The 15,165-nt window shown below is 71.3% G+C and carries 12 protein-coding genes, 1 tRNA gene and 1 riboswitch; of the genes, 5 read left to right on the top strand and 8 right to left on the bottom strand.

The window, feature by feature from the left end; genetic code table 11:
* Window positions 1-177 precede the first annotated feature (177 nt).
* From lhgO to ACZ7L5_RS16895, 3 genes are all read left to right on the top strand, one after another.
* Complete coding sequence (gene lhgO, locus ACZ7L5_RS16905) at window positions 178-1,404, top strand: L-2-hydroxyglutarate oxidase (protein WP_471517320.1); 1,227 nt, start codon at window positions 178-180, stop codon at window positions 1,402-1,404.
* 245 nt (window positions 1,405-1,649) lie between these two features.
* A complete protein-coding gene (gene trmB / locus ACZ7L5_RS16900; RefSeq protein WP_471517318.1) occupies window positions 1,650-2,501 on the top strand; it encodes a tRNA (guanosine(46)-N7)-methyltransferase TrmB in 852 nt (283 codons plus the stop codon).
* Window positions 2,502-2,654: 153 nt separating this feature from the next.
* On the top strand, window positions 2,655-3,989 hold the full coding sequence (locus tag ACZ7L5_RS16895) for a PrsW family intramembrane metalloprotease (protein ID WP_471517316.1): 1,335 nt from the start codon (window positions 2,655-2,657) through the stop codon (window positions 3,987-3,989).
* A gap of 19 nt (window positions 3,990-4,008) precedes the next feature.
* Here the strand turns inward: ACZ7L5_RS16895 and ACZ7L5_RS16890 are convergent, their stop codons facing one another.
* The 5 genes from ACZ7L5_RS16890 to ACZ7L5_RS16870 all read right to left on the bottom strand — a co-directional run bounded on the left by ACZ7L5_RS16890 (window position 4,009) and on the right by ACZ7L5_RS16870 (window position 9,086).
* The gene (locus tag ACZ7L5_RS16890; RefSeq protein WP_471517315.1) at window positions 4,009-4,953 is read right to left on the bottom strand and encodes an aldo/keto reductase; all 945 of its coding nucleotides are present in this window, start codon (window positions 4,951-4,953) and stop codon (window positions 4,009-4,011) included.
* Window positions 4,954-5,149: 196 nt separating this feature from the next.
* Entirely contained in the window at window positions 5,150-6,175 is a 1,026-nt protein-coding gene (locus tag ACZ7L5_RS16885) for a M23 family metallopeptidase (protein WP_471517313.1), read from the bottom strand.
* Window positions 6,176-6,186: 11 nt separating this feature from the next.
* A riboswitch (cyclic di-AMP (ydaO/yuaA leader) is annotated at window positions 6,187-6,344 on the bottom strand.
* A 229-nt stretch (window positions 6,345-6,573) separates the two neighbouring features.
* Window positions 6,574-7,677, bottom strand: a complete 1,104-nt coding sequence (locus ACZ7L5_RS16880; protein ID WP_471517374.1) for a PP2C family protein-serine/threonine phosphatase — start codon at window positions 7,675-7,677, stop codon at window positions 6,574-6,576.
* 103 nt (window positions 7,678-7,780) lie between these two features.
* Window positions 7,781-7,854, bottom strand: a tRNA-Met gene (locus ACZ7L5_RS16875).
* A gap of 98 nt (window positions 7,855-7,952) precedes the next feature.
* Window positions 7,953-9,086: a dihydrofolate reductase family protein gene (locus ACZ7L5_RS16870; RefSeq protein WP_471517312.1), complete on the bottom strand. Its 1,134-nt coding sequence runs from the start codon at window positions 9,084-9,086 to the stop codon at window positions 7,953-7,955.
* Between the two features lie 48 nt (window positions 9,087-9,134).
* Between ACZ7L5_RS16870 and ACZ7L5_RS16865 the strand changes: the two genes are divergently transcribed.
* Window positions 9,135-9,650 carry a MarR family winged helix-turn-helix transcriptional regulator gene (locus ACZ7L5_RS16865; RefSeq protein ID WP_471517311.1) on the top strand — a complete coding sequence of 172 codons (516 nt, stop codon included), beginning with the start codon at window positions 9,135-9,137 and terminating at the stop codon, window positions 9,648-9,650.
* 115 nt (window positions 9,651-9,765) lie between these two features.
* Window positions 9,766-10,410, top strand: a complete 645-nt coding sequence (locus tag ACZ7L5_RS16860) for a GTP cyclohydrolase II (protein ID WP_471517310.1) — start codon at window positions 9,766-9,768, stop codon at window positions 10,408-10,410.
* Between the two features lie 70 nt (window positions 10,411-10,480).
* Here ACZ7L5_RS16860 and ACZ7L5_RS16855 read toward each other — a convergent pair whose 3' ends face one another.
* The 3 genes from ACZ7L5_RS16855 to ACZ7L5_RS16845 all read right to left on the bottom strand — a co-directional run bounded on the left by ACZ7L5_RS16855 (window position 10,481) and on the right by ACZ7L5_RS16845 (window position 15,027).
* The gene (locus ACZ7L5_RS16855; protein ID WP_471517309.1) at window positions 10,481-13,759 is read right to left on the bottom strand and encodes a S8 family serine peptidase; all 3,279 of its coding nucleotides are present in this window, start codon (window positions 13,757-13,759) and stop codon (window positions 10,481-10,483) included.
* Window positions 13,760-14,180: 421 nt separating this feature from the next.
* Window positions 14,181-14,525 (bottom strand): hypothetical protein, encoded by a 345-nt coding sequence (locus tag ACZ7L5_RS16850; RefSeq protein ID WP_471517308.1) that lies wholly within the window; start codon window positions 14,523-14,525, stop codon window positions 14,181-14,183.
* A 370-nt stretch (window positions 14,526-14,895) separates the two neighbouring features.
* Window positions 14,896-15,027 (bottom strand): hypothetical protein, encoded by a 132-nt coding sequence (locus ACZ7L5_RS16845; protein ID WP_471517307.1) that lies wholly within the window; start codon window positions 15,025-15,027, stop codon window positions 14,896-14,898.
* Window positions 15,028-15,165: the final 138 nt, after the last annotated feature.

Genomic DNA, 15,165 nt, shown 5'->3' with positions numbered 1-15,165 from the left:
CGTGGCTGAATCACGGCTGGTCGGTGGCCGGATTTCCCGCCCTTGCCAAAGGTTCCCCCTCGAAATCGCCACGCCGAGGTGCGCGAGCCCCTCACCCGGGTCGGGCCGCGTCGGTCCCCCGGGTTTGAGTGCGTTGTCAGTGGCGCAGTGCATTATCGAAACCGGGAGGTGGAGCAGGTGCGGGCGATCGCTTACGACTGTGACGTGCTCGTGGTCGGCGGTGGGATCGTCGGGCTGGCCACGGCGTTCGCGATCACGCGTGCCGCGCCGGGGACGCGGGTGACCGTGCTGGAGAAGGAGCCGGGTCCGGCCCGGCACCAGACGGGCCGCAACAGCGGGGTCATCCACAGCGGGATCTACTACCGTCCGGGGTCGCTGAAGGCGCGGTACGCGGTGCGGGGTGCCGCCGAGATGGTCAAGTTCTGCGCGGAGTACGGCGTCGCGCACGCCGTCACCGGCAAGCTGATCGTCGCGACCGAGCGGGCGGAGCTGCCACGCCTGCACGCACTGGTGCAGCGCGGCCGGGAGAACGGCATTCCGGTACGGGAGCTGGGCGTCGCGCAGATCGCCGAGTACGAGCCGGAGGTGCGAGGGCTCGCGGCCATACACGTCGGGACGACGGGCGTCTGCGACTTCGTCGGGGTCGCGCGGCAGCTGGCCGAGGCGTCCGGGGCGGAGATCCGGTACGGCGCGGAGGTCGAGCGCATCGACCGGCGGGCGGACCTCGGGGTCGCCGTGCGGACCACGCGCGGGGACGTCGTGCGGGGGCGGGTGCTGGTGAACTGCGCCGGGCTGTACTGCGACGAGGTGGCCCGGATGACGGGGGACGAGCCCGGCGTGCAGATCGTGCCGTTCCGGGGGGAGTACTACTCGCTGGCGCGGCCCGAGCTGGTGCGGGGGCTGGTGTATCCGGTGCCGGATCCGGCGTTTCCGTTCCTCGGGGTACACCTGACGCGCGGGATCGACGGGGATGTGCACATCGGGCCCAACGCGGTGCCGGCGCTGGCCCGCGAGGGCTACGGATGGGGGGTCGTCCGGCCGCGGGAGGTCGGGGCGACGGTGGCGTGGCCCGGGGTGTGGCGGATGGCGCGGCGGCACTGGCGGTACGGGGCCGGGGAGCTGCGGCGGTCGGTGTCGCGGGCGGCGTTCACTCAGGCGGTGCGGAGGCTGTTGCCCGCGGTGACTGCGGATGATCTGGTGCCGGCTGCGGCGGGGGTGCGGGCGCAGGCGGTGCTGCGGGACGGGGCGCTGGTGGACGACTTCCTGATCCGGGAAGGGGATCGGGCCGTGCATGTGCTGAATGCGCCGAGTCCTGCGGCGACGGCTTCGCTGCCGATCGGGCGGGAAGTGGCTCGGCGGGCGTTGGTGGTACTGGGGCGCTCCGCTGGTTCTGGGGCGGGGTGATCTCGCCCCCGGCTCGCGCCCGGCTCGCGCCCGGCTCGCCCCCGTCTCGCCCCCGTCTCGCGCCCGGCTCGCGCCCGGCTCGCCCCCGTCTCGCCCCCGTCTCGCCCCCGCCGCCCCTACCCGTCCCGTACCTGGGGCTGCCGCCCCCCAGACCCCCAGACCCCCGCTTCGGCCCTGAACGGGCCTCGTCCTCAGACGCCGGACGGGCGGGAACGTCTCCGCCTCCCCGTAAAATCGTTCCCACTGTGTCTGACTCCCTCAACGCCCCCGAAGCCCCCCAGCCCGGCACCCCGCATCAGTCCGAGGCCCCCGGCGAGCACGTCGGTCATCATCCCGGTGTCTCCGTTCGGCACACCCGGGCCAAGGGGGAACCCCGGTTCCCGGACGGGCCGAAGGCCGACCCCGCCGGGTCGCACTTCGAGCGGCGGATCCGGAGTTTTCAGCCGCGGCGGAGCAGGGTGACCGCGGGGCAGGCGGACGCGTTGCAGCGGCTGTGGCCGAAGTGGGGGCTCGACATCGACGGGCAGTGTGTCGTCGACCTCGCCGAGCTGTTCGGGAACGACAACCCCGTCGTGCTGGAGATCGGCTTCGGGATGGGGGAGGCGACCGGGCAGATGGCCGGCGCCGACCCCGGCACCAACATCCTCGCCGTCGACGTCCACACCCCGGGGCAGGGCAACCTCCTCAACCTCGCCGACCACAACGGCCTGAACAACGTCCGCGTCGGCAACGGCGACGCCATCATCCTGCTCCGCGAGATGCTCGCCCCGGACTCGCTCAACGGCCTGCGCGTCTATTTCCCCGACCCCTGGCCCAAGAAGCGGCACCACAAGCGGCGGCTGATCCAGCCCGAGTTCCTCAGCCTCGCCGCGACCCGGCTGAAGCCCGGCGCGCTGGTGCACTGCGCGACCGACTGGGAGCCGTACGCCGAACAGATGCTCGAAGTGCTGACCGCGCACCCCGACTTCGAGAACACACAGGCAGACGGCGGTTTCTCGCCCCGTCCGGAGTTCCGGCCGCTGACCCGTTTCGAGGGCCAGGGACTGGACAAGGGTCATGTGGTGAACGACCTGCTCTTCCGCCGCGTACAGCGGTAGGAGCAGCGGAAAGCACAGCACTGACACCAGCACAAGTATCACCACCAGCACCAGCACCAGCACCGACCAGACCATCGACAGCAAACCCCACCGGCGCCCGAGCCCCCCTCGCGCTGCTGCGGGCGGCGCCCCTGCCTCGTTAGGGTCCATGCCGTGGCCACCTGCCCCCCGTATCCGACGCACCCCACCGGTCCCACCGGCGGCGCACTGCGGCACGCGCACTGGTGGCAGAAGCGATGGGTGCGTTACGGCGCGCTCAGCACCCTGCTCGCGCTCTCCGGGCTGGTCATCCTCGCGCTGGTGCGTGAGCAGACCGGCACCGAGGGGTTCCTGGTCGGGCTCGGTCTGGCCGTCCTGCCCGTGCCGCTGCTGGTCGCCGCGTTCCGGTGGCTGGATCGCGTCGAGCCGGGCCCGTGGCGCAATCTGCTGTTCTCCTTCGCCTGGGGCGCCTGCGCGGCGGCGCTGATAGCGATCGTCGCCAACAGCTTCGCGACCCGATGGATAGCGACCGCGACGGCCGATCCGTCGCACGCGGACACCCTCGGCGCGACCGTCATAGCGCCCGTGGTGGAGGAGATCGCGAAGGCCGCGGCCGTCCTGCTGGTCTTCCTCTTCCGCAGGCGGGACTTCACCGGCATCGTCGACGGCGTGGTGATAGCCGGCGTCACCGCCACCGGTTTCGCCTTCACCGAGAACATCCTCTACCTCGGTACGGCCTTCGGTACCGACCAGCTCTCCGGCGACGGCGGCATCGCCTCCGTCACCGCGGCGACCTTCTTCGTCCGCGTGATCATGTCGCCCTTCGCGCACCCGCTCTTCACCGTCCTGACCGGCATCGGCTTCGGCATCGCCGCACTCTCCGGCGAGCGGCAGCACGCGCGGCGCGTCCTCCTCCCCCTCTCCGGGCTGCTGCTCGCCATGGGCATGCACGCCCTGTGGAACGGCTCGTCGTCCTTCGGCGAGTTCGGGTTCTTCGCGGTGTACGCGGCCTTCATGGTGCCCACGTTCGGGCTGCTCACCTGGCTGGTGATCTGGACCCGGCAGCGCGAGCTGAGGACCGTGCGCGAGGAGCTGCCCGCCTATGTCGTCACCGGGTGGCTGTCGCCGAGCGAGCCGTACGCACTGGGCTCGATGCGGGACCGGCGGGTGGCCCGGCAGTACGCGCGCCGCCACGGCGGGCGGACGGCGGCGCGGGCCGTGGCGCAGTACGAGGCCTACGCCACGTCGTTGGCGTTCCTACGGCACCGGGGACGCCGCGGGCGGGCCGGCGCCGACTTCGTCGTACGGGAACACGAGTTGCTGCACGAGCTGTGGCGACGCCGGGAGGTCGCACGGCCGGCACTGGAGCACGCGGTGGCCGCGGCGCGGGTCTGGCCGCCGGCTCATGGGTACGGGGCGCCGCCCGGTCACTGGCAGCCGTACGGGAGCGGGTACGCGGGATACGGGGCGGCGGCGCCCTACCCCGCGTACAACCCCTATCGGACGTGACCGTGGGGCGGCGGGAGGATCATGCCGACGCCGCCGTGAGCCTCCCCAGTTCCCCCTCCGTCAACGTCAGCTCCGCCACCCCCAGCAGCGCCGGCAGCTGCTCCGGCGTCCGTGCCGAGGCGATCGGGGCCGTGACCGTCGGCTGGGCCGCGAGCCAGGACAAGGCCACCGCGGCCACGGGTACCTCGTGGGCGGACGCGATCTCGTCCAGCACCGCCAGCACCCTGCGGCCCCGCTCCGTCTCCGCGTGCTTGCCGGCGCCCTGGGCACGGGGACTGTCCACGGCCGTACCGGCGCGGTACTTGCCCGTGAGGAACCCGGCCGCCAGGGCGAAGTACGGGACCGCCGCCAGGCCCTGCCGTTCGGCGAGGTTCTGGAGTTCGCCCTCGTAGGTGTCGCGGGAGACCAGGTTGTAGTGGGGCTGGAGGGCGACATAGCGAGCCAGGCCTTCGCGGTCGGAGAAGGCGAGGGACGCCTCCAGCCGCGTCGCCGAGATGTTGGAGGCGGCGATGTCGCGCACCTTGCCCGCCTTCACCAGCTCGTCCAGCGCGCCGACGATCTCCTCGACCGGCACTTCCGGCTTGTCGAAGTGGGTGTAGTAGAGGTCGATGTGGTCGGTGCCGAGGCGACGCAGGGAGGCGTTTGCGGCCGCCTTGATGTTGGCGGCGGTGAGGCCCTGGAAGTCGGGATGCTGGCTGACCTTCGTGGCGATCACGATGTCCGCCCGGTTGCCGCGCGCCTTCAGCCAGTTGCCGATGACGGTCTCGGACTCGCCGCCCACGTTGCCCTCGACCCACGCCGAGTACGAGTCGGCCGTGTCGATGAAGTTGCCGCCCGCCTCGGTGTACGCGTCGAGGACGGCGAAGGACTGGGGCTCGTCGGCGGTCCAGCCGAAGACGTTGCCACCGAGGCAGAGCGGGAAGACCTCGAGGTCGGAGGAGCCGAGCTTGCGTAGAGAAGTCATGCTCGACATCAACGTCCGTGATGGAGGCCGATCTTCCGGAAGGGCCGCAAAGTTCCCGTAAACAGGCGAACCCCGGCGCTGCGGATACCGGCAGGCCTGACGTCGGGGGGACGCCGTCAGGACTGCCGAGGATCGGAGCAGGAAGCCGGGGTTCAGAAGTGGCCGAGCCTCAACAGGCGCACGGGCCGTCAGGACTTCAGGGCGTGAGCCCCTTGCCGCGCAGCCACGCCAGCGGGTCGATGCCGCTGGAGCTGCCGCCGGGGTGCACCTCGAGGTGCAGGTGGGCGCCGGTCACGTTGCCCGTGGCGCCGACGCGGCCGATGACGTCACCGGTGTTGACCTTCTGGCCGACGCTCACGCTGATCGAGGACTGGTGCGCGAACCAGACCTCGGTGCCGTCGTCGAGGGTGAGCTCGGTCTTGTAGCCGTACGAGCCGTCCCAGCCGGCGAACGTGATCGTGCCGCTGTGCACGGCCTTGATCAGCGTCCCGGTGGGCGCGGCGAAGTCGAGGCCCGTGTGGTAGCCGGAGGACCAGTAGGCGCCGGCCTGCCCGAAGGTCGAGGTGAGGGTGTACGAGGAGGTCGGCAGTGTGTACTGCTTGGCCAGCTCGGCGAGTCGCTCGGCCTCGGCCTTCTTGCGGGCCTCCTCCTCGGCCTCGGCCTTCGCGGCGGCGGCCTTGGCCTTGGCTTCCTTCTCCGCCTTGGCGGCCGCGTCGGCGGCCTCCTTCTCGGCGGCGGCGACCGCGGCTGCGGCGGCCTTGCTGTCGATCTGGTCCTGCTGGAACTCGGCCTGCGCGATGATCCGGCTCCGCAGCGCCTCACCGGCGTCGGAACCGCCCTGCGCGGTGTCCTCGGAGGTCTCGCCCATGGTGCTGAGCGCGGTGGCCGCGTCCTCGGCGGGGTCGGAGGAGTCGTCCGAGATCAGGGGCAGGTCCGGCATGGTGATGGCGACCGGCGGCTTGCCGCTGTTCGCGCTGGCCATGCCGCCCGCGCCGACGGCGGCTATGACACCGACGCCGAGGACCGTGGAGCTGCGGGCGAGTCCCCCGCCGCGCTGCTTGGAGACGCGATGCCTGCCGCGTACGGGACGAAGGGACTCCGCGGTGGGGTTCCACTCCTCGAAGGGGCCCTCGTCGGTGCGGTCGCGGTCGTAGCCGAAGGTGTCGGTATTGCGCTGACTCGGCACGAACGGGGCTTGCGGGGCAGGCCGGTTGGACGCCACGTGGGCGTACTCCTTTCCTTCCTTCTCGCCTACCGGGTTAGCTGACGGGTTCGGAGCAGGAAGGTCTCCTACGCGCGTATACCGCCCGTGAGTTCACGGTGGTATTTGCGCGATTCACCCCAAGGTGGTGGTTCCCCGGTTCCCTTTCGAGATTCGGCGCGTGCGCACGGAGCCGACTCTTGTGACGGCTGGGACGACCGCGCTGCGTTATCGAACGTTAATAGACCCGGGGTGCTGATTCCAAGCTGTTCCACTTGATCATTAACGATTTTCGCCCGGACTTACGGGTCATGAGCGGCCTAAATCGGGCGAGTTGGCCAGACCTCAGGCGTCACACGGGTATTGACGGTATGTCAGTTGTTATGCGGAGGGGGATCACCCGGTCACGGCCGGTGACATCACGGCCGCCGTACGGCGATGAGGGCCATGTCGTCCGCCATCCCGCCCCCCGAGTGCCGCCGCACCTCCGTCGCGAGGACGCCGAGCAGCGCGGCCGGCTCGCGGCGGGCGTTGGCGCGCCCCGCGAGTCCCGCCTCGGGGTCGTAGAAGCGGTCGCCGGCGTCCCGTGCCTCGCTCAGGCCGTCGGTGTACAGGAGCAGCGTGGCCCCGCTCGGGCAGTCGGCCTCCTGGGCCCGGTCGGGCCAGACGCCCAGGTCCCGCATGCCGAGCGGCAGTGCGGGCTCGGCGGCGGGCAGCGCGCGCACGGTGCCGTCGGCGTGCAGCAACAGGGGCGAGGGATGCCCGCGGTTGACGAGGCGCACGATCCCGCTGCCGTGCGGCAGCTCGGCGAGCACGACGGTGGTGAACCCCTCGTCGGACTCGGCCCACTCGCGCCGGTCGCGCTCGCGGGCCAGCGCCCGCTCCAGGCGCAGTGCCACCGCCTCCAGCGTGGCCTCCTGCTCGGCGGCCTCCCGGAAGGCCCCGATGACCACGGCGACCGCGCCCACCGCCCCGATGCCCTTGCCGCGTACGTCCCCCACGACGACCCGCAGGCCGTGCGGGCTGTCCTGCACGGCGTACAGGTCGCCGCCGATGGACGCGCCCTCCTGCGCCGCCTCGTACCGTGCCGCGATCTGGAAGCCGCCGATCCGCTCGGCGGGCTGGGGCAGTACGGCGCGCTGGGCGGCCTCGGCGATCTCGCGGGCGGAGGCGAGGCGTTCGTCGCTGCGGCGGACGAGGATGTTGATGAGGACGGCGAGGACGGAGACGGTGACCACGGTGACCAGTTCCGTGATCGCCCCGGCCCGGGGCAGGCCGCCGCGCACGATGCGCAGCACGAGCAGGGCGGTGACGGCCACGATGCCCGTGAGTACGGTGCCGCGCTGTGAGTAGAGCGGGGCGGCGACCAGGGGTGCGGCGGTGAAGAAGGGGGCGCCGGTGAAGTCCGTGGGCGTGACGGAGTCGTACACGCATCCGGCCGCGATCAGCAGGGCGGGGAGCAGCCGGACGAACCGGCGTGCGTACGAGATCCGCCGTTGCTCCACCTCACCAGGGTTGCCGATGCGGGAGCGCGGGGCGAGTGGTGAGGGCCGACCGGACGAGCGGCGCGGTCGGGGGGAAAACACTCAGGGCCGGAACTGATCAGTTCCGACCCTGAGTCATCAGTAGCGGGGACAGGATTTGAACCTGCGACCTCTGGGTTATGAGCCCAGCGAGCTACCGAGCTGCTCCACCCCGCGGCGATGACTCAATAGTACGCCATCCGCAGGACAAGATGCACACGCGTTTCCCCGGCCCCGCCCTGAACGGTGTTTTCCGCACCCGTCGGGCGGGGCGGTCAGGGCAGCAGATGCCCATTCGGAGCCTTGGCCCGCCCCTCGTATTCCGGCAGGACCACGACATCCGCTCCCTCCCCCGCCAGCAGCCCGCTCCCGTCGGCCCCCGCCACGAAGGTGTCCGGCTCCCGCCAGGCCGTCACCACCCGCCGCACCCCCGCATCGAGGATCAACCGCGCACAGGGAACCGGCCGGGACGCCCGATGTGTGCAGGGCTCCAGGCTCGTGTAGACCGTGGCGTAAGTCACCCGAGGGTCCCCCGCCGCGATCTTCGCCAGCGCAGCCTCCTCCGCATGCACCACGGGATCGCCGCCCTCCCGCGAGTGCCCCCGCGCCAGCTCCGTGCCGTCGGCCGCCACCACGACCGCCCCGACGCTGAAGGCCGTCTCCGACGGCGGGCACTGCGCGGCCAGATCGCAGGCCACCGCCAGCCAGCTCCGGTCCGCGGCGGACGGCAGGACACCCGCGCCGGGCGCCGTCGGCTCGTAGCGCATCAGCACGACGTCCTCGATCTGCCGCGTCTCGACCAGCCGCAGCCGACCGCCCTGGTAGCCGCCGGGCCCGAACAGCCGGGGCGCGTCCGGGTCGCCCACGAACAGGGGCGCCAGCACCAGCTGCACCTCGTCCGCCAGCCCCTGCTGAAGGAGCTGCGTGTGAATGGTGCCGCCCCCCTCGACCATCAGCCGCTCGACGCCGCGCACCTCGCGCAGGTGCCGCAGCAGGCCCCGCCAGTCCAGGTCGGCGCCGAGCGCGACCACGTCCGCCGCGACCGGCGCGCGGCGCAGGCGCGCCGCGCCCTTCTCCGTCGTGTAGACGATCTTCTCGCCGCCGGTGTGCCAGAAGTTCGCCGTCGGGTCGAGCTCGCCGGACGCGCTGACCGTGACCTTGAGCGGAAACTCCGGTTTCCCGGCCGCCACCCGCGCGGCCCGCCGCTCGGCCGAGTTCACCAGCAGCCGCGGGTTGTCCGCGCGGATCGTGCCGGCGCCGATCAGGATCGCGTCCACGGACGCCCGTACCTCGTCGACCCGGTCGAAGTCGGCCGGGCCGGAGAGCAGCAGGCGCTCGGGGGTGGTGTCGTCGAGGTAGCCGTCCAGCGAGACCGCGGCGGACAGCAGGACGTAGGGGTACGACGGCATCGGCACGCTCCGCTTGGTTCAAGTTTGAAACAAACCTACACTGGTCGCATGACGACTCGCTGGCTCACCCCCGAGGAGCAGCGCGCCTGGCGCGCCTACATCGCCTCCGCCGCCCTCGTGGAGGACGCGCTGGACCGGCAGCTCCAGCAGGAAGCCGGCATGCCCCATCTGTATTACTCCATCCTCGCCACCCTGTCCGAGGCTCCGGAGCGGCGGCTGCGCATGACCGACCTGGCGGAGGGCCTGAAGATCACCCGCAGCCGGCTGACGTACGCCGTGACGCGCCTGGAGAAGGACGGGCTGGTGCGGCGCGAGGACTGCCGCTGGGACAAGCGCGGCAGCATCGCGGCCCTGACCGAGGAGGGGATGCGCGTCCTGGAGCGGGCGGCCCCGGGCCATGTGGAGACCGTACGGGCGCTGCTCTTCGACCGGCTGACCCCGGAGCAGGTCGGGCAGCTGGAGGAGATCTTCACGGCGGTGGCCGGGGGCTTCCAGGGCGACACCGCGCACGCCACCGCGGAGGACGTGCCGTGGCGGCGACGGTCCAGCAAGCCATGTTCGTGACGTACGCCACAGGTAACTCATTGCTTCAAATTTAAAGCATGGGATAGGGTCCTGTATCGAGGTTCTGCTTCAAATCTGAAGCAGCTGGCCCCCGCACGGAACCCGGAGAACCCGCATGCCCGACTTCACCGCCGCCGCCACCCAGCGCGCCCGCGTCCGGGTTCCGCTGCGCTTCCAGGACGGCTACGGCGTCGACGCCGAACTCATCACCTTCCACGGCCTGACCGACGGCCTGGAACACGTGGCCGTCGTCCTCGGCGACCCCGCCCCCGGCAGCACTCCCCTGGTCCGTCTGCACTCCGAGTGCCTGACCGGCGACGTCTTCGGCTCGGCCCGCTGCGACTGCGGCCCCCAGCTGCGCGAGGCCGTCGAGCGCATCGCCGAGCGCGGCGGGGTGTTGCTGTACCTGCGCCAGGAGGGCCGCGGCATCGGGCTCTACAACAAGCTCGACGCGTACGCCCTCCAGGACCAGGGCCTCGACACCTACGCCGCGAACGCCGCGCTCGGCCTCCCGGAGGACGCCCGCGACTACACGGCCGCCGCCCAGATGCTCACCGCCCTCGGCATCGACGAACTGGACCTGCTCTCCAACAACCCCGACAAGGCCGACCAGTTGCGCGCCCTCGGCATCAAGGTCCAGGGCCGCGTCCCGACCGGCGTCTTCGCCACCCCGGACAACGTCCGCTACCTGCGCGCGAAGGTCCTCCAGACCCAGCACACGCTCCCGCTGGGCGACCTCGCGAAGCTCAGCGCGGGCTGAGCGAACGGCAACAAGAAGGGGCGGGCGCCCGGTCTCTCGGACGCCCGCCCCTCAGTCGTTGTGCCGACGACTACGGCGTGACCTTCTCGATCGTCACCCCGCCGACACCCGCGGTCGTCCCGCGCGTGTTGACCAGCCGCACCTCACCGAACAGCTGACGGCCCTCCGGCACGGCCCGTGCGACGGTGACGGTCGCCGCCGCCTTCGCCGAGTCACCCGTGCCGAGCTTCACCGGCGCCGACTCGTCGACCTTGACCGAGCCGAGCGCGGAGGAGAAGTACGCGTCCCGGTAGTCGTACGCGGTCGAGCCGGACGGCACCTCGAAGCCGGACACCTCGACGGTGTACTTGCCGGTGGCCGGGTCGGCGACGGAGACGGCCTCCTCGGCGTCGCCGTCCGCGGACTGGCCGACGAGCTTGCCCTGGGCGTCGTACACCGACAGGTCGAGGTCGGCGCCCAGGTCGGAGACCTTGCCGATGGAGACGTCCAGCGAGGTCGTGCCCTCGGGCACCTCGATGGTGCTGGTGTGCGTCTCACCGCCCTTGATGGTCGGCCGCGCGGTCTTCGACGAGCCGAGCGCGCCGCCCTTGAGGTTGCCCTCGACGGCCTCCAGCTTGTTGGTCACCGTCCAGGAGGCGGCGACCGGGGAACCGACCTCGGCCTCCGGCACGGTCACGGACTCCGGGTCGAAGGAGGCGCCGTAGACGGCGGCGTTCAGCTTGAACGGGTTGTCCAGCAGCGCCGACGTACGGCGCGAGTCGACCACGATCTCCCAGACGCCGGGCACCGGCTCGGCGGACTCGGGGAGGTCCTTGGTGTCCGGGCTGTTGTCCGCGGCGGGAACGCCGTAGGGATTGATGGCGGTGAAGAACGTCCGGCTGCCCTGCTTCAGCCCGCCGAGCGTGATCTCCAGCGACTCCGTGCCCTCCGGGACGGTCACGAAGTACGACCTGAAGTTGTTGCGCTGCACCGAACCCGAGGCGGTGAACGTGTACTTGGCCGGCGTGGAGACGACGACGGTGGTGAGGACCTGCTTGTCGACGCCGACCGTCCTCGGGTCGTCGGCCTCCAGGATCGCGCTCTTGATGCCCGCGTTCTTCGGCGCGGCCTGCACCTTGACCCTCACCGGCCTGTTCAGCGGCAGGTCGACGACCTTCGGGCCGAGGATCGAGAAGGTGCGGGCCTTGTTGTTGGCCAGGCGCAGGGTGTGCGGGAGGGAGCCGGCGGGGCCGGACGTACGGGTGACGGTGACGTCGTACGTCTTCTTCTTGCCGGCCTTCAGGCCGCCCTCGCGGTCGTACAGACCCGTGCCGGAGCCCGGCGTCTTCAGCGCCTGGTCGAGCGCGGTGTCGACGGGGGCCTGCACGGCGTAGTCGTGGGCGGTGGCGCCCGCCTTGACCGCCTTCCAGGCATCGGCGACGTCGATGCGGCCGGCGCCCTCCTCGTATGCCTGGAGTCCCTCGATGTGGTGGGCGGTCGAGGTCAGGGCCGTGCGCAGCTTCTCGGGCGTCAGCTTGATGCCCTTCTGCTTCGCGGCCGACAGCAACAGCGCGGACGCGCCCGCCGCCTGCGGGGACGCCATCGACGTGCCGTTGTACATGGCGTAGCCGGCCGGGAGCTTCCAGCCCGCCTCGGCGATGGGCGCGCCCGGCATCCAGGCCGGGATCGTGCTCACCGCGGCGCCGGGGGCCACGACGGTCGGGGTGAAGCCGCCGTCCTCACGCGGGCCGCGCGAGGAGAAGTTGAACAGCTGGTACTTGGTGCGCACCCCGGTGCCGTAGTTGGCGGCGAAGGTCTCCTTGGAGACGCCGGCGCCGACCGAGATGACCTTGTCGGCGAGGCCGGGGTCGCCGATGGTGTTGGCGCCGGGGCCGGAGTTGCCCGCAGAGAGGACGAGCTGCACGCCGTAGGTGTCGATGAGCCGCGTGTAGAGCTCGGCACGCGCGTTGTTGCCGTCGTTCAGCGGGGGCAGCCCGCCGATGGACATGTTGACGACGTCGACGCCACGGTTGGCGACGAGGTCGATCATGCCCTCGGTGAGCGCGACGCTGGAGCAGCCGGGGCCGAAGATGCAGGCCCGGGAGGACACAATCTTCGCGCCGGGGGCCTGGCCGTCCATCCTGCCGCCGAGCAGGCCGTTGGCGGCGGTGATGCCGGCCACGTGGCTGCCGTGCGCGCCGGCGGTGAGGCCGATGTTGACGAAGTCGGCCTTCTTGCCGGCCCAGTCGCCGCCCAGCGGGTCCATCGGGACGTCCTTGCGGACCTCCACGACGAAGTCCTGGCTCTCGGCGATGCCGGTGGCCGGGTCGTCGGTGCCGAAGCGGCCGACCTGGTGGCCGTCCTTGTACGGCTTCATCGGGGTGTCGTCGGTGAAGTCGCCGTTGTCGTTCACGTCGACGGTGACCTTGCCGGCCTTGGCGTCGTACAGGACGCCCCAGTCGTCGGTCGTGTCGCCGTCGCGGTTGACGTCGCCGTCGGCGTCACCGTCCGCGGCCTTGCCCTGCTCGGTGACGTCCTCGCGGAAGGTGCTGACCTGGTACGCCCCTTCGGGCGCCGTCCAGCTCTTGCCGCCGAAGGTGAAGGACGGCCCGGAGACGGAGGTGGTCATCGCCCGCCAGGTGCCGTCACCGTCGACGATCGGGTCGGTTGCGGTCACCCAGTCGACGATCTTGCGCTCACCGGTCGTCGTCTTCTGCAGCGCGGGGCTCGCGAGGTCGACGCCGGAGTCGAGGACGCCGATGGTGACGCCACGGCCGTCCGCCTTCGGGTTCTTCTTCACGAAGTCGACGGCGCCCGTCTCGAAGGACGGGTTGTACGGGTTCTTCGCGGGGGTGTTCTTGTCGGGGCCGGGGTAAGTGGCCGCGGAGGCGGCCGACTTGGCGCCGCTGTCGAGGCCCGGCTCCTCCAGGGGTATCTCGTCCCGCAGGTCGATGGCCTGCACGGAGGAGAGCTGCGCGGCGGACGCGATGGCCGAGTCCGCCCTGCCGGTCGGCACGGTGGCCCGTACATAGCCGAGCTTGTCGTAGGTACGGCCCACGGAGCCGCCCTTGACCGCGTCCAGCTCCGCGGCGACCTTCTCGGTCTGCCCGGGCGCGGTGGCGATCATCATGGTGACGGTCTTGTCGCGCTGCGCCTTGGCCTCGGCGAGGAGGTCGGCGTCGTCCGCACCGAGCTTGTCATGAGCGGACTTCACGCCGGGGTCGGCCGCGGTGGCGGTGGAGCCGTCCGCGGCAAGGGCGAGGGGTATGGGGCCCGCCGCGGAGAGCGCGGCGACGAGGCCTGCGGCCACGGCGATACGGGCGGCGCGTTTCGCGCCCGATATCGGGGCCGAGTGGGGGGTGGGGGGCATCGTGATCCCTGGTGCTGAAGGAACGTAGACGTCGGCGGCCGGATCGAGCACCTTCGACCGCCGCGGTCCGGAATGTGATCCCGGATGATCGCCCAGCTTCCCTCAAGGGACCGATTTCTGTTGATAGTTCAGGGCGGGGAGATTTTCGCCTGGCACAAACCCGCCAAGCGCCATGGCGGACGTTTCGGAGCAGGCTGTGACATTCCTGTGAGACGGCAGGGACTGGCGGGACGCCGGAGGTTCGGGAGGCACGGCCCTTGCGCGGCACAGAACTCCGCCATCGCCCAGCCCTCAGCAGTTCGGCGTCTTCCTCGACGCACCCGGGAGCGACCGCCTGGTCACACGCGAACCTCACAACGAGGCAGCGCCCGACCCGACCGAAGTCGACTCGGGCGCTGCGACGGCGTCCGCTCACCCATGGTCAGAGGCGGAGCAGTCGTTGGATGACCTCCCGGTACTGCCTCAACGCGAGGTGGAGTTCGGCGGACTGCGTTTCGGGATCGTGGTCCTGCCAGCCCGCGCGGAGGGTACGCCGCTGTTCGGCGAGGACGGCCATGAGCTGAGCTGTGGCATCGTCGAAGGCGCCTTCGGCCTCCTCCAGCGACTGGAGCGGAGTGTCGGGGAAGGTGTTGAGGGCCCGTCCGAGACGCTGGGCGATCTTGTCACGCTCGGCCGACGGGAACAGCGGGGCCGGGCCGGGGCCGCGGCTTCCCGCGCCGCGGGGCTGGTCTGCGGGCTGTCGGGCGCGATTCTGGTCGTACATCATCAAGTGCCGCTTCCTTGCGTCGTGCCGGATTTCCGGAGCGGCATGGCACTGCGCCCTGCCGCACGTCACGTCCGGCGCCGACCCGTGTCAACGCGATGCCGCTTTCCGAACGAACGCGGTTGTTCCTGTTCCAGTGAGTCCACCAGACCACATTCCTTCCACAGCACGCCACGAAGGCCCACGAAGGCACAGCCGGTGCTCGAACCGCCCGCTCAGCGCGGGGTGGCACCACAGCGGCTCCGCCGTACATCGCACGGGCCGGTCCGCCGCCGCACGGTCCGCGGGTACGCCCTGCCAGGCGCCCTGGACACTGGCGTACCGCGGGAACCGCTGCTGCCGTCCATGAACGTCACCTCGCTCAGGTCAACGATCAGAAACAGCCGGCCGGTGCCGTGTCGGCGTCCTCCAGGTCACGCGCGAAGGCCGGCGTGGTCGTCAGGTCCAGTTCGCCGCCGACCCGGACCACGCGGCACTGGTCGAACAGATCGGGGTACGGGCCCATGTGTGCCCATCTCGGAAGGCAACTTCACGGAGAGGGCCGGGGTCACGGGCAGCCGTACGACCAACCAAGGGGCGCCCTCCGATGTCGCCCAGGTCAGCCGCCGGACCGGGCCCGTTGAGGAGCGGACCACCTCTGCCA

It is taken from the genome of Streptomyces sp. NPDC107528 (assembly GCF_055639295.1).
Note: the sequence above shows the minus strand (reverse complement) of the source record. Positions and strands in the feature narration are given on the sequence as shown.

Bases quoted from the DNA above. Each gene is read 5' to 3' on its own strand.
- ACZ7L5_RS16890 (WP_471517315.1), bottom strand. From the start codon at position 4,953: ATGACTTCTCTACGCAAGCTCGGCTCCTCCGACCTCGAGGTCTTCCCG.
- ACZ7L5_RS16870 (WP_471517312.1), bottom strand. From the start codon at position 9,086: ATGCCGTCGTACCCCTACGTCCTGCTGTCCGCCGCGGTCTCGCTGGAC.
- ACZ7L5_RS16865 (WP_471517311.1), top strand. From the start codon at position 9,135: ATGACGACTCGCTGGCTCACCCCCGAGGAGCAGCGCGCCTGGCGCGCC.
- ACZ7L5_RS16860 (WP_471517310.1), top strand. From the start codon at position 9,766: ATGCCCGACTTCACCGCCGCCGCCACCCAGCGCGCCCGCGTCCGGGTT.
- ACZ7L5_RS16855 (WP_471517309.1), bottom strand. From the start codon at position 13,759: ATGCCCCCCACCCCCCACTCGGCCCCGATATCGGGCGCGAAACGCGCC.
- ACZ7L5_RS16850 (WP_471517308.1), bottom strand. From the start codon at position 14,525: ATGATGTACGACCAGAATCGCGCCCGACAGCCCGCAGACCAGCCCCGC.
- ACZ7L5_RS16845 (WP_471517307.1), bottom strand. From the start codon at position 15,027: ATGGGCCCGTACCCCGATCTGTTCGACCAGTGCCGCGTGGTCCGGGTC.